Annotated in this window: 9 protein-coding genes; 7 read left to right on the forward strand and 2 right to left on the reverse strand. The window is 65.4% G+C overall.

Going from position 1 to position 14,643, the window contains the following annotated elements:
- Positions 1-84 precede the first annotated feature (84 nt).
- On the reverse strand, positions 85-1,134 hold the full coding sequence (locus DI041_RS02795) for a DUF1176 domain-containing protein (protein WP_136639656.1): 1,050 nt from the start codon (positions 1,132-1,134) through the stop codon (positions 85-87).
- A gap of 131 nt (positions 1,135-1,265) precedes the next feature.
- On the opposite strand from DI041_RS02795, the gene DI041_RS02800 reads away from it, so the two are divergent.
- Positions 1,266-4,175, forward strand: coding sequence for a DUF2135 domain-containing protein (locus DI041_RS02800; RefSeq protein ID WP_136639654.1), 2,910 nt, complete (start codon positions 1,266-1,268; stop codon positions 4,173-4,175).
- 100 nt (positions 4,176-4,275) lie between these two features.
- On the opposite strand, the gene DI041_RS02805 is transcribed toward DI041_RS02800, so the two are convergent.
- A complete protein-coding gene (locus DI041_RS02805; protein ID WP_248298502.1) occupies positions 4,276-4,521 on the reverse strand; it encodes a hypothetical protein in 246 nt (81 codons plus the stop codon).
- 1,338 nt (positions 4,522-5,859) lie between these two features.
- Between DI041_RS02805 and prfB the strand changes: the two genes are divergently transcribed.
- The 6 genes from prfB to DI041_RS02840 all read left to right on the forward strand — a co-directional run bounded on the left by prfB (position 5,860) and on the right by DI041_RS02840 (position 14,643).
- A protein-coding gene (gene prfB / locus DI041_RS02810) for a peptide chain release factor 2 (protein ID WP_097048047.1) occupies positions 5,860-6,985 on the forward strand; the annotation gives its coding sequence in 2 pieces (ribosomal slippage) (positions 5,860-5,934 and positions 5,936-6,985; 1,125 coding nt in all).
- 45 nt (positions 6,986-7,030) lie between these two features.
- Positions 7,031-7,813 (forward strand): helix-turn-helix transcriptional regulator, encoded by a 783-nt coding sequence (locus tag DI041_RS02815; RefSeq protein WP_046985666.1) that lies wholly within the window; start codon positions 7,031-7,033, stop codon positions 7,811-7,813.
- A gap of 678 nt (positions 7,814-8,491) precedes the next feature.
- The gene (locus DI041_RS02825; RefSeq protein ID WP_136639731.1) at positions 8,492-9,883 is read left to right on the forward strand and encodes an NAD-dependent succinate-semialdehyde dehydrogenase; all 1,392 of its coding nucleotides are present in this window, start codon (positions 8,492-8,494) and stop codon (positions 9,881-9,883) included.
- Positions 9,884-9,946: 63 nt separating this feature from the next.
- Entirely contained in the window at positions 9,947-11,587 is a 1,641-nt protein-coding gene (locus tag DI041_RS02830; protein ID WP_136639730.1) for an acetolactate synthase large subunit, read from the forward strand.
- A gap of 199 nt (positions 11,588-11,786) precedes the next feature.
- Positions 11,787-13,298, forward strand: a complete 1,512-nt coding sequence (lysS, locus tag DI041_RS02835; protein ID WP_136639729.1) for a lysine--tRNA ligase — start codon at positions 11,787-11,789, stop codon at positions 13,296-13,298.
- A 205-nt stretch (positions 13,299-13,503) separates the two neighbouring features.
- A complete protein-coding gene (locus DI041_RS02840; RefSeq protein WP_006364528.1) occupies positions 13,504-14,643 on the forward strand; it encodes a cyclic di-GMP phosphodiesterase response regulator RpfG in 1,140 nt (379 codons plus the stop codon).

Raw genomic sequence — 14,643 nt, forward strand, 5'->3', positions numbered from 1 at the left:
AAAAGGGGACGGAGGGGATTAAGTCGCTTGTGCCTTGTTTGCCACTTGCGACTTAATCCCCTCCGTCCCCTTTTTTCTGTGAGGTCAGCGGACCTCGGTTACGAGTGTTGGCAGATCCCAGGTGCCACCGGGCACGCCCCGGCATAGACCAGGTGCCACCTCGGACGTCGCGATGAAGTTCGTCCCGTCCCACGTCCAGGCTGCGTGCGACATGCAGTCAGCGAGGCCGCGGCCCTTCTGCGCGGCAATGATCTGGCCGTCGGCGTAGTCGATCGCATCGCTGGTCACCCATTGCGCCTGGAACGGCGCCTGCGGGCGCGCGACCCAATAGCCATCGCCGATGTTGTAGGCCCCGCGCCAACACGGGACCGTGACCAGCACATGCTGCGCGTCCAGGCGCTGGACCTGCAGTGGGGAGTTGCTGAGCGGAACGTCGGCGTCGGTTTCCTGCAGGCCTTCGCAGCTGTCGTCCTCCAGCGTGGCACGCAGTGCCGCGCGCAGGGCGGGTGAGGCGGCCAGCCGAGCAAACGCGGGATCATCCGGAGTCGAGTCCAGGGTAGCGGCCTTGCGTACAACCGGCACCGGAAGTGCGGCGGGAACGCCGGACTCAGGCGTGCTGCCCTTGCGCATCACAGCGCCGGGCGTGCCGAGGCGGCCCTGGTACTCATCGATCTTCAGCAGTACCGCTGCGGCACCCTTGTCCGACAGCGGCCAGCGATGGCCAGCGCCATCGGTCACGCTGATCCCTCCATCGCGTACAAGTGCGGATAACAACGCGCTGGTCTGCGCGGCATTCAAGCTGTGCGTGCCTTCGCCCTTTGCCGGGGGCAGCACGCCCAGGTCCTGTTGCTGGATGCGCAGATGCAGCGCGCCCTTGGGCTGGGTTTGGCCTTCTTCCGGCTGCAGCGACAGGCGCCCCTGAATGACCTGGCCGGGGCCGCCCTTGCGGGTGAGCAGCACGCTAAGGGTGCTGTCATCGTCGGCGGCGTAGCCGGCGGCGCGGCAGGTCAAGGTGTTATCACAGGCTACGACCCAGTCGTGGTGCTGGAAATACAGGCTCTTGGCCGGAGCTGTCGCAAGGGCGGTCAGGGGGCAGGGAAGGGCCAACAGAGTGGCCAGCAGGGGCAATCGCATCGGCATCCTTGCGCGTGTGGGAGAGTGGGGCATGGTGCCTGTGGGTGGGGCCAAAGAAAAGCCGCGCACGGTCCAACCCCATTCCGGCTGTCCGTGCGTTCAGACGTCCACGATCCCACTGGAGCCCTGTCATGGTCTTCGTCCGTTGCTGCGCTGTGTTGTTGCTGGCCCTCGCGGCCGGGCCTGTCGGCGCTCAGTCGCCACGTATTGCCAGGCCGCAAGCCACCACCCCGCTGTTGATTGCGCCCGCCGCCGAACAGCCGGTGCAACTGCAGCGTGCCCGCATCGAAGGCGAGGTCCAGGCCGGCATCGCCCAGACCCGGATCACCCTGGAGTTCCACAACCCGAACCGGCGCGTGCTGGAGGGCGAGCTGCAGTTCCCGCTGGCCGATGGCCAGCAGATCACGGGCTTCGCACTGGATATCAACGGTGAACTGCGTGACGCGGTGCCGGTGCCCAAGGACCGTGGCCGCCAGGTATTCGAGGAGATCGCCCGCCGTGGTGTGGACCCGGGCCTGCTGGAACAGACCGCCGGCAACCAGTTCCGCCTGCGCGTCTACCCGCTGCCGGCCGGTGGCAGTCGGCGCGTGCAGCTGGTGATTCGTGAGCCGTTGGCCTTCGCCGGACAGGGCTGGCAATGGACGCTACCGCTACAGTTCGCTGCCGGTGCTTCATCGGTTGAGCTGAAGCTGGAGGCGTCGGGCGCGGCCACCGCAGGTACGGCTCCGTTCCGCATCAATGCGGGCCAACTGCAGTGGCAGGGCAACGGCGCACAGTTGCCGAAGCAGCTGCAGTGGAGCCTGCCGGCAGCCCGCCAGGCACAGGTGCAGGTGGCGCCCTGGGAGGATGGCCATTACCTGCTGGCGCAGCTGCCGGTGGCGGCCAGCAGCACGCCCCGCACGTTGCCCAGCGAAGTCGGCCTGCTGTGGGACGGCTCCGGTTCGGCGGGCCAGCGCGATCGCACACGTGAGTTCGCGCTGTTGGATCGCTACTTCGCCGCGATGGGTGACGGTACGGTGGCATTGACCGTGCTGCGCGACCGTGCCGAACCGGTGCGTCGCTTCCGTATCCGAGCCGGCAACTGGAACGAGCTGCGCGCAGCGCTGCAGGCCGTACGCCCGGACGGTGCCAGCGCGCTGGCGCAGTGGCAGCCGCAGCCGGGAGTGAAGGAATACCTGCTGGTCAGCGATGGCCTGCTGACCTATGGACCGGAAGCATTGCCAGCACTGGCACCGCAGCAGCGCCTGTTCGCGATCAGCAGCGCCGGTGCGCGTACCGATGCCGTGCGACTGCGTGGTTGGAGCGAAGCGCATGGTGGCCGCTTCGTCGCGCTGGGCAAGGATGTCGAATTGGCCGCCCATGAGCTGCTGTCGTCGCCGTTGGATGTGCAGGTCGATGCAGGGCGCGGCGTGCAGGACGTGGTGATCGATCGACGCAGTGAAGTCCAGGGCTGGTTGTGGCTGCACGCACGACTGGCGGCCGACGGTGTGCCGATGCGGGTGCGCGTGGGCGGCGGTGAATGGCAGGCACTGCCGGCAACGCAGAAGAGTGACGATGGTGAACTGCTGGCCGGCTTGTGGGCGCAGGCCCGTCTGCAGCAACTCGGTGCCGACCGTAGAGGCAACCGCGAGGCAATGCAACTGCTGTCGCAGCAGTTCGGCCTGGTCGGTCCGGACACCTCGCTGATCGTGCTGGAAACGCTGGAGGACTACCTGCGCTATGCGATCCGCCCGTCCGGCAAACTGCGCTCCGAGCACGATGCCCGCTTCGCACGGCAGGTGAGCGATCGCGCCGCTGCCGATCGCCAGCGCCTGGACCAGGTTGCCGCACGTTGGAAGGAGCGCCAGCAGTGGTGGAACCGAAGCTGGCCGAAGGGAGCGCCTCCGCAGTTGAAGGGCGGGGCGCTGGAAGTTGCATCCGCGGACTACGCGATGGACTCGGCGCCGGTGGCGATGCTCGCTGCGCCGGCCCCCGCGGCACCGCCCGCGCCGGCACCGATGGCCGCCGCCGTCGAGCAGCGCATGGAAGCCAGCAGTGCGCGTGCACGTCGCTCAGCGTCCGCATCGAACAAAGCGCTGGATGTGGTCGCGCTCACCGGCAGCGTTGTCGCTGCATCCGCCGCCAACAATGGGGAGCTAGGCATCCAGCTGGCGGCCTGGCAGCCGGATTCGGCCATCGCCCGTCGCCTGCGCCAAGGTCCGCCGTCGCAGCTCTATGACCGCTACCTGGCCGAGCGCGATGCGCATGCCGACAGCAGCGCGTTCTTCCTCGACGTGGCCGATCTGCTGCTGGAGCAGGGCCAGCGCGAACTGGCACTGCGTGTGCTGTCCAACCTGGCCGAGATGGACCTGGACAACAGGCACCTGCTGCGCGTGCTCGGCTACCGCCTGATGCAGGCGGATGCCCCGGCGCTGGCGGTGCCGGTGTTCGAGCAGGTGCTGGCGATGGGCCAGGAAGAACCGCAGAGCTTCCGCGACCTGGGCCTGGCACTGGCGGCGGCCGGCAAGCCGCAGCAGGCTCTGGCGCCGCTGTACCAGGTGGTGGTGCGGCCATGGGACAACCGCTTCGATGGCATCGCCCTGATCGCACTGGATGAGTTGACCAACCTGGTGGCCCGCAGCACGCCCCGGCTGGATACCACCAGCATCGACCCGCGCCTGCTGCAGGCGATGCCGCTGGACCTGCGCGTGGTGCTGTCGTGGGATGCCGACAACAGCGACATGGACCTGTGGGTGACCGACCCGAACGGCGAGCGCGCGTACTACGGCAACCGCCTGACCTACCAGGGCGGGCAGATGTCGCAGGATTTCACCGGCGGCTATGGCCCCGAGCAGTTCTCGCTGCGTGACGCCAAGCCGGGCAAGTACAAGGTGGAGGCCAATTACTTCGGCAGCCGCCAGCAGCTGGTGACTGGTGCGACGACCCTGATGCTGCGGCTGACCACGCACTGGGGCACGCCGAAGCAGAAAGACCAGATGGTCACGATGCGGCTGAAGGATCGTGCCGAGACCGTGCTGGTGGGCGAGTTCGAGGTGCGGTAGCGCCGGGCCATGCCCGGTGCCGCTGGAAGGTTGAAGTAGAGCCACGCCATGCGTGGCTGTTGGTTGGGGTCGGGATGGCCTATCCACGCATGGCGTGGATCTACCGCACGTCTTCGACTGCCGGCAGGCGCTGGCGCGGAATCCACAGCGCCAGCGCTACGCCGCCGCCAAGGATCAACAGCGTGCCGACGGTTTGCCACAGCAGCTCGGTCGCCGGTACCTCCGGCAGTGCCGCAGTTCCGGCCAGTCGATCAACGGTCGCGCCAGCAGGTAGATCAGCACCATGCCCAACACGCGTAATATCCGCTGCACGATACCCTGCGGGTCCTTCGGCCAGCCACGCCATTGCAGCCACGCCACCAGCAGACCCAGTGCGAGCAGTCGACCGGCTTCACCGACCGGAACGTTGTTGTGGCTTTTATAGAATCTGGCCCGATTCGAGCGGGAATCTGCCTTTCATGCTCTTGCGCGGTGGTGATCTATAAAACGGTATCGAAGCCTGCACTCGTTTGATGAGGTACTTGATCCAAGGCATGTAGAAATCGATAGGTGAGCGCCGCCAATCGTCCTGATTCGCGTATGAATCACTGGCATCGAAGTGCTTCCACGCCATCAATAACGTGCTTGTCCAGCGACTCAAAGGACGTAGGTAGTTCTTTTCCAGAAAAGAACGAATACGTGATGCCATAGTCCTTCCCGTGAATCACACGACTGCAGGTTATGGCGCCCTTCTCATCGCAGGTTGCCATCAGCTCACTACCAGCGAGTGGGGTTGTCGCCACCGGTTCGCTGGCACCCCATAGGTAAACCGTTGTCGGGTCCAGACGGTCAGGAATAGCCAGAACTCCGCGCCCGAGATGTCGAGCTTGGCCCCATCCCTCTGTAGCTGCTTGAAGTAGCGGTGAGGTTGGGTGGAGATCCTCAAGCCGCCGACCAGGGAAGTAAGGCTTAGCGACCACCGCCACCGAAATGAGATTCTTTGGCCCAATGCACGTGCTTCCGGCCGGGGAGTAGCAGCCATCGAGTGTGAATCCACCGGTGATAGTTTTCCCCTTTTGAAAGCGGGAGGGGGTCACATCGATATCATTCGGCACACAGAAGTTAGTCTCTGCTCCGTCCGGATGATACGTAGTCGCCTTGCTCCCGCATCCACAGAGAAGCAGGGCGCAGACAAGTCCAAGTACCTTAATTTCCACAGCTAGGGGCTGGGCAGTAGTCATAAATGTCTCGAGTCGTTCCACCAAAAAGGTTAGCTGCGCGCTCTGCGGCGTCCGTTTTGTAGCCGCCAAAGGCTTTCGGGTCGGCACCGTTATTCTCAAAAACTCTTTCGTGGAAATCGCCGATTACACCTCTATCCAGCATGACAGGGTTGTCAGGCCTAGCGCCTGCATCTTCCAGGGCTTGCCGGCGGTCTCCATAGGAGAATGTGAACGGAGGGCGACGTTGGGGGGGGGCATGGCCGGGCATGGGCTGGGTGCACCCCGGTCGTTGCGGCTTGGTTTGTTCCGCTAGGATGGGCTTTGCTGGATGTGGCTCCGATGGTGGGATAGGGAGCCGCCTTGCAGCGGGCACTCCCTGTGGGGGCCGTTGTGGGGGAAATGCTTGACGCGGCCAGGTAACGCTTGCTGGATCAAGGGCTTGGCGCTATCCTGAACAGTCATCTTTTGAATGCATAACCGCCGACATGATCGAACTGAATCCTGTCCGCCAGCGCATCACCGATCTGACCGATCGCGTGCTGTCGCTTCGGGGGTATCTTTGACTACGACGCCAAGAAAGAGCGTCTTGAAGAAGTAACGCGGGAGCTGGAAAGCCCCGACGTCTGGAACAACGCCGAATACGCCCAGAACCTGGGCCGCGAGCGCTCCAGCCTGGAAAAGACCGTGGGCGGCATCGCCTCGGTGCTCGACGGCCTGGCTGATGCCACCGAACTGCTTGAGCTGGCCGAATCCGAGCAGGATGAGGACACCGCGCTGGCCGTGGTCGCCGACCTGGACAAGCACCAGTCGCACGTCGAGAAGCTGGAATTCCAGCGCATGTTCTCCGGCGAGATGGACAATGCTGCCGCATTCGTCGACATCCAGGCCGGTGCCGGCGGCACCGAAGCCCAGGACTGGGCCGAGATCCTGCTGCGCATGTACCTGCGCTGGTGTGAATCGCGCGGCTGGAAGACCGAGCTGATGGAAGTCTCCGGTGGCGACGTCGCCGGCATCAAGTCGGCCACGCTGCGCGTGGAAGGCGACTACGCCTACGGCTGGCTGAAGACCGAGACCGGCGTGCACCGCCTGGTGCGCAAGTCGCCGTTCGATTCGGACAACCGCCGCCACACCAGCTTCACCTCGGTGTTCGTGTCGCCGGAAATCGATGACAACATCGACATCACCATCAACCCGGCCGACCTGCGGACCGACGTGTACCGTTCGTCCGGTGCCGGTGGCCAGCACGTGAACAAGACCGAGTCGGCGGTGCGTATCACCCACATCCCGACCAACATCGTCGTGGCCTGCCAGACCGGCCGCAGCCAGCACCAGAACCGCGACAACGCGATGAAGATGCTGGCCGCCAAGCTGTACGAGCTGGAGATCCAGAAGCGCAACGCCGAGAAGGACGCCGTGGAAGCCACCAAGTCCGACATTGGCTGGGGCAGCCAGATCCGCAATTACGTGCTCGACCAGAGCCGTATCAAGGACCTGCGTACCGGCATCGAACGCTCGGATACGCAGAAGGTGCTCGACGGCGACCTGGACGAGTTCGTCGAGGCCAGCCTGAAGGCCGGCCTGGCCGTGGGCTCCAAGCGCGTCGATGCCTGATCGACGCGCCTGCGCGGATATCATCGCCCTCCGTGATGGAGGGAGATGATGCGCAGCGAAAGTGAACGCAAGGAACTCGGCGGCTTCCTCAAAGCCTGCCGCGCCCGTGTCGACCCCGCCACGCTCGGCCTGCCGGCCGGGCGCCGGCGTACCCCGGGCCTGAAGCGCGAGGAAGTGGCACTGGCGATCGGGGTCAGTGTCAGCTGGTACACCTGGATCGAGCAGGGCCGCGAAGTGCGCGCCTCGCCGGAGGTGCTTGAACGCTTGGCGCAGGTGCTGCGCATGAGCGACGACGAGCGCGCCTATGCGTTCGCGCTGTCCGGCTACGGCGTGCCGCTGGAATCGCCGGACGAGACGGTCACCGATGGCCTGCGGCAGCTGGTGGAAGCCATGCAGCCAATCCCAGCCTACGTGCGCAATACCCGCTACGACATCCTGGCCTGGAACCCGGCCATCGCCGACCTGTTCGTGGATTACAGCCAGCTGGCGCCGCACGAGCGCAACACGCTGCGGCTGATGTTCCTGTATCCGCCGTACCGCACGCTGATCCTCAACTGGGAAGAAATGACCCGCGGGCTGCTGGCGGGCTTCCGCGCGGCGATGGCGCAGGCGCCGGACAAGGCCCCGTTCCTGGCGCTGGCCGAGGACATCGCCGCGCACAGCGAGGAGTTCCGCCAGTGGTGGCCGGAGCACGATGTGCGGCGGTTCGATGAAGGTGCGAAGAAATTGAACCATCCCACGCGCGGGTTGCTGGACCTGCAGTACGTGGCGCTGGTGCCGGAGAGCCGGCATGACCTGTCACTGGTGACCTACCTGCCGCGAAGGTAGGTTGGTCGGCAGGGCTTGCAGCCCTGCACCTGCTGTAGTGCCGGCCGCTGGCCGGCAACAGCAACAGCAACAGCAACAGCGGGCTTTCCGTGAGTTGGTGGGGCGGTGTCGGAGTGCGGGGACGCCGCAAGTACGTCCGTGTAGGCTTGGCCGCGGCATCCATGCCGCGGACACCCCGCACTCCGACACCGCCCCACCTCTGACAGATCTCCGCTGCTGTTGGTAGGTGTCGACCTTGGTCGACACGTTGATCCACGCCATGCGTGGATGAAATCTGTCAGATATCGAAATACATCTGGGGTCAGATCCGTTTCCTTCGGAAAGCGGATCTGACCCCAAGAGCCGTTCCAACAGACCGCGGGAATCTGTCGAAGGCGGGGTGGGTCCGGTTGCGGGGGCGTGAGCCGCATGGATGCGGCGACCGAGCTTACAAGGACGTACTTGCAGCGTCCCCCGCCACCGGACCCGCCCCGCCATCTCACGGAATGCCGCTGTTGCTGCTTCTGCCGTTGCTGTTGCCTCTGCGGGTGCAGGGCGCAGCCCTGCCGATCAACCCCATTCAGGCAGGTAAGTACAGGTCACAGGATACGCAGACGCCTTGTTGCTGCCATCGATCGGGTCCACATTCGTTGTCAGGAAACGGGCAGCCGCCCGTTGTCGAGACAACAGGAGACCTGCATGTCCGCTTCCCCCGCAGCCCCCGCTGCCATTTCCCGCGATCCGGCCACCGGCCAGCAGATTGCCAGCCACCCCTTCGCCACCGACGTTGAGCTGGAAGCCATCCTTGACCGCGGCCAGACCGGTTTTGCAGCCTGGAGCGCGCAGTCACTGGAACAACGCGCCAGCGTGCTGCGTGCGATGGCTGCCGTGCTGCGTCGCGACCGCGAACCCCTCGCTGCGCTGGCCACCGCCGAGATGGGCAAGGTCCACGCCGAGTCGCTGGCCGAGATCGAGAAGTGCGCGGTGCTGTGTGACTGGTACGCCGACAACGGTGCGGCGTTCCTGCACGACGAGCCGACCGCGGTGGCCGACAACAAGGCCTATGTCTCCTACCTGCCGCTGGGCGTTGTGCTCGGCATCATGCCGTGGAATTTCCCGTACTGGCAGGTGATGCGCGCGGCCGTGCCGATCCTCATGGGCGGCAACGGCTTCCTGCTGAAGCCGGCCGAAAACATCGTCGGCACCGCCGGGCTGCTCGCCGCTGCGTGGCGCGACGCGGGCCTGCCCGACGGCACCTTCATCGCCGCCAACATCAGCCGCGACGGCACCAGCCGTGCGATTGCCGATGACCGCATCGCGGCGGTGACCCTGACTGGCAGTGTGGCCGCTGGCCGCAGCATCGCCGCCCAGGCCGGGCAGGCGCTGAAGAAGGTGGTGCTGGAACTGGGTGGATCGGACCCGTTCATCGTGCTGGCCGACGCCGATCTGGACGCTGCCGTCGAAGCGGCGGTGGCTTCACGCTTCCAGAACACCGGGCAGGTCTGCATCGCCGGCAAGCGCATCATCGTTGAAGACGCGGTCTACGACCGTTTCGTGGCGCAATTCTGCCAGAAGGTGCAGGCGCTGACCGTCGGCGATGGCCGCGAGGCCGGCAACCGCATCGGCCCGATGGCCCGGCAGGACCTGCTGGAACAGCTCGACGCGCAAGTCCGTGCCTCGGTGGACGCGGGCGCGAAGCTGCTGGTCGGCGGCCATCAGCTGGATCGCCCGGGCGCGTTCTACGCCCCCACCGTGCTGGCCGACGTGGAGCCGGGCATGCAGGCCTTCGATACCGAGACCTTCGGTCCGGTGGCCTCGATCAGCCGCGCCCGTGATGCCGACCATGCAGTGGAGCTGGCCAACCAGAGCGAGTTCGGCCTCAGCGGCAACCTGTGGAGCGGCGACCGCGCCCGTGCGATGCAGCTGGCGCGCCGGCTTCAGACCGGCGGTGTGTTCGTCAACGGCTTCTCCGCTTCGGACCCGCGCGTGCCGATCGGCGGCGTGAAGAAGAGCGGCTTCGGCCGTGAGCTCTCGCACTTCGGCATCCGCGAATTCGTCAACGCGCAAACGGTGTGGTTCGACAAGCGTTGACGCGCAGCTTCCATCCTTCCTGCAACGATCCATCATCAGTCCAGCGAAAAGGACGGCATTCCAATGTCCAAGGGTTCAGATCTGCTTGTCGCCGCGCTTGAGAACGAAGGCGTCGAGCGTATTTTCGGCATCCCCGGCGAGGAGAACCTCGACGTGGTCGAATCACTCCGCCATTCCAGCATCGAGCTGGTCATCACCCGCCACGAACAGGCAGCCGTGTTCATGGCAGCCACCTATGGCCGCCTGACCGGCAAGCCGGGTGTGTGCCTGGCCACGCTCGGCCCGGGCGCGCTCAACTTCACCACCGGCGCCGCCTACGCGCTGCTGGGTGCGTGGCCGGTGATCATGATTACCGGCCAGAAGGGCATCGTCGCCAGCAAGCAGGCTCGTTTTCAGATCGTCGACATCGTCAGCACCATGAAGCCGCTGACCAAGCAGGCGCGGCAGATCGTCTCCGCGCGCACCATCCCGACGATCGTCCGCGAGGCATTCCGTACCGCGCTGGAAGAGCGCCCGGGCCCGGTGCTGCTGGAGCTGCCCGAAGACATCGCGGCCGATGAGGTCGGGGACGTAGCGCTGATTCCGCCGCACGCGGTGGATCGTCCGATTGCCAGTCCGGAAGCACTGGACCGCGCGGCGGACATCATCCGCAACGCCAGGCGCCCGCTGCTGATGATAGCCTCGGCGGCGTCGCGGCCGCAGTCCAGCGAAGCGTTGTCGGCCTTCGTGCTGCGCGCTGGTATTCCGTTCTTCACCACGCAGATGGGTAAAGGGGCGGTGGCCGGTGGTTCGGGGCTGTACATGGGCACCGCCGCGCTGACCGAGCGCGACTACGTGCACATGGCGATCGACCAGGCTGACGTGATCGTGACCATCGGTCATGAGGTCACCGAGAAGCCGCCGTTCGTGATGCGCCCGGGCGGACCGACTGTGATCCATATCGGCTACTCGCAGGCGGCGGTTGAGCAGGTGTACTTCCCGCAGGTGGAAGTGATCGGCGATATCGGTCGCTCGCTGACCCAGCTGGCCGACCGCATCGAAGGCGCGGTGCCGAACGCCGACGCGCTGCTGCCACTGCGCGCAACCATCCTCGAACATCTGGCCGACCGTGCCGAAGAAGCCGGGTTCACCCCGCAGCGACTGGTGCACGACGTGCGCCAGGTGATGCCGCCGGACGGCATCGTGGCGCTGGACAACGGCATGTACAAGATCTGGTTTGCGCGCAACTACCGCACCCAGGTGGCCAATACGCTGCTGCTGGACAACGCGCTGGCGACGATGGGCGCGGGCCTGCCGTCGGCGATCATGGCCTCGATCCTGTACCCGCAGCGGCGGGTGCTGGCGGTGTGTGGCGATGGCGGTTTCATGATGAACAGCCAGGAGCTGGAGACCGCGCGACGGCTGGGCCTGAACCTGGTGGTGCTGATCCTCAACGATGGCGCCTACGGGATGATCCGCTGGAAGCAGGCGGTGGATGGCTTCACCGACTACGGCATGACCTTCAGTAACCCGGATTTCGTGAAGTATGCGGAAGCCTATGGCTGCAAGGGCCATGAAGTGACGGCCATCGAGCAGCTCATCCCGACGCTGGAAGCGGCGTTCAACGAGGGTGGGGTGCACCTGGTGTCGGTGCCGGTGGACTATTCGGAGAACCAGCGGGTGCTGGTGGATGAGCTGCGGCAGGCATTCCCCGGGAACGGGTGAATCCGGGGCATGGCCCGGTAGGTGTCGACCTTGGTCGACACGGTGGGCGCCAACCAAGGTTGGCGGCTACCGGAGCAGGGGCGGCCCGAGGCCGGGGCTGGGCGCGTGCGGAGGCCGGGGCTGGGCGGTTTTGGTATGCTGGGCAACCGGCTGTGCCGGGCGCAACATCCCCCCCTCACTACACGATTCCCGCAGATCCATGAGCGAAGCTACCGATACCCCACCCGTTGACGAAAACAAGTTGATCGCCGAGCGCCGCGAGAAACTCAAAACGCTGCGTGGGCAGGGCATCGCGTACCCGAACGACTTCCGTCGCGAGGACTTCGCCGGCCGCCTGCAGGAAGAATTCGCCGACGCCGAACAGTGGACCGCCGAGGCCCTGGAAGGCAACGGCCGCCAGGTGAAGATGGCCGGCCGCCTGATGGCCAAGCGCATCATGGGCAAGGCCAGTTTCGCGCAGATCCAGGACGAGTCCGGCCGCATCCAGCTTTTCCTGCAGGGCACGGTGCTGGGCGATGCCTATACCGCCTTCAAGGGCTGGGACGTGGGCGACATCATCGCTGTCGAAGGCGGCCTGACCCGTACCAAGACCGGCGAGCTGTCGGTCAAGGCCGAATCGATCCGCCTGCTGACCAAGTCGCTGCGCCCGCTGCCGGACAAGTGGCATGGCCTGGCCGACGTCGAGCAGCGCTACCGCCAGCGCTATGTCGACCTGATCGTGACCCCGGAGTCGCGCGCGGTGTTCATCAAGCGCTCGAAGATCATCCGCGCCATGCGCGCGTGGCTGGACAACCGCGACTTCCTGGAAGTCGAGACGCCGATGATGCATTACATCCCCGGCGGCGCGGCGGCCAAGCCGTTCACCACCCACCACAACGCGCTGGACCTGGACCTTTACCTGCGCGTGGCGCCGGAGCTGTACCTCAAGCGCCTGACCGTGGGCGGCCTGGAGCGCGTCTACGAGATCAACCGCAACTTCCGCAACGAAGGCGTCAGCACCCGCCACAACCCGGAATTCACCATGATGGAGCTGTACGAGGCCTATGCCACGTACAACGAGATCATGGACCTGACCGAAGGCGTGATCCGTGACGTGGCTACGACCGTCAACGGTGGCACCGAGGTCGAGTGGGACGGCGCGAAGATCGACCTGGGCCCGGCGTTCCGCCGTTGGCGCATGGACGAGGCGGTGCGCCACCACAATCCGGAAATCTCGGCCGCCGATTGCACCGACCGCGATGCCCTGCTGCGCCATTGCGAGCGTTTGAAGATCCGCGTCAAGCCGTCCTACGGCTGGGGCAAGCTGCTGCTGGAGATCTTCGAAGCCACTGTCGAGCACACCCTGATCCAGCCGACCTTCATCACCGACCACCCGGTGGAGGTCTCGCCACTGGCCCGTGCCAACGACAACGATCCGGGCTACACCGACCGCTTCGAGCTGTTCGTCAACGGCAAGGAGCTGGCCAACGGCTTCTCCGAGCTGAACGACCCGGAAGACCAGGCCCAGCGCTTCCAGGCCCAGGTGGCGGCGAAGGAAGGCGGCGACGACGAGGCCATGCACTACGACGCCGACTACATCCGTGCGTTGGAGTACGGCATGGCCCCGACCGGCGGCCTCGGCATCGGTGTCGATCGCCTGGTGATGCTGCTGACCGGCAGCAGCTCGATCCGTGACGTGCTGCTGTTCCCGTACATGCGTCCGGAGCAGTAAGTCGTCTTTTTGACTCCTGTTTGTGCGCGCCGTCGCGAAATGAGACGGCGCGATTGACGCCTCCCGCACTCGGCGTATCGTTAATGCACTACCTTGACGTCTGTTGTGGCTTGATCGGCGCCAGGGGGAGTGCGCACTGTGGAGAGTCCGCTTCACAATGTGATGACGATCATGAACCGGGACGCATGACACGGGAGTCAGGCCGATGCAGGGTGCGAGCGTTCGCAGCGGCAGGGTATCCTCGCCTGCTGATGATCCAGCATGGTCGAGAAACCAGGCAGAGTACGCGTTGAACATCGTCATTGTTGACGACCAGACGTCCGCGCGGACGATGCTGCGTCACGTCATCGAAGATATCGCGCCGGAACTGAGCGTGTATGACTTCGGTGATCCGTTGACCGCATTGGCCTGGTGCGAGGCGCATCCGGTCGACCTGCTGCTGCTCGATTACCGCATGCCGGAGATGGACGGGCTGGAATTCGCCCGTCGTTTCCGCCGCCTGCCCAAGCACCGCGACATTCCGGTGATCCTGATTACCGTGGTCGGCGACGAGCCGATCCGGCAGGCCGCGCTGGAAGCGGGCGTCATCGACTTCCTGGTCAAGCCGATCCGCCCGCGCGAACTGCGTGCGCGCTGCTACAACCTGCTGCAGCTGCGCCAGCAGACCGAGAACGTGAAGCAACGCGCCTTGTCGCTGGAGCAGCGGTTGCTGGCCAGCATGCACGAGGTCGAAGAGCGTGAGCGCGAGACCCTGTCGCGATTGGCTCGCGCGATCGAGTTCCGTGATGCCGGCACCAGTGCCTACCTGGAGCGCATGGCGCGCGTGGCCGGGCTGATTGCCGAGCAGCTGGGCCTGCCCGAAGACGACGTGCGCCTGATCGAGATGGCCGCGCCCCTGCATGACATGGGCAAGATCGCTATTCCCGATGCGGTGCTGCTCAAGCAGGGCAAGCTCAACGACGAAGAACTGGCGATCATGCGGCGGCACCCGCGCATCGGCCATGAGCTGCTCAGCGGCAGCCAGAACCGCTTCATCCAGGTTGGTGCGCTGATCGCGCTGCGTCACCACGAGCGGTATGACGGCAGTGGCTATCCTGATGGCCTGGTCGGCGAGGCGATTCCGCTGGAAGCGCGCATCGTCGCCGTGGCCGACGTTTTTGATGCCCTGATTTCGCCCCGTCCGTACAAGGAAGCATGGACCATGGAAGCCACACTGGCCTATCTGTACGCCCAGCGTGGCCGACTGTTCGACCCGCGCTGCGTGGATGCGCTGATGCGCGGTCACCAGCAGTTGATGGATATCTGCGCCCAGCACTCGACGGCATCGACGCGACCGGGTGGGTGA

The organism is Stenotrophomonas maltophilia (assembly GCF_004920835.1).
Classification (GTDB): Bacteria; Pseudomonadota; Gammaproteobacteria; order Xanthomonadales; family Xanthomonadaceae; genus Stenotrophomonas; species Stenotrophomonas maltophilia_AQ.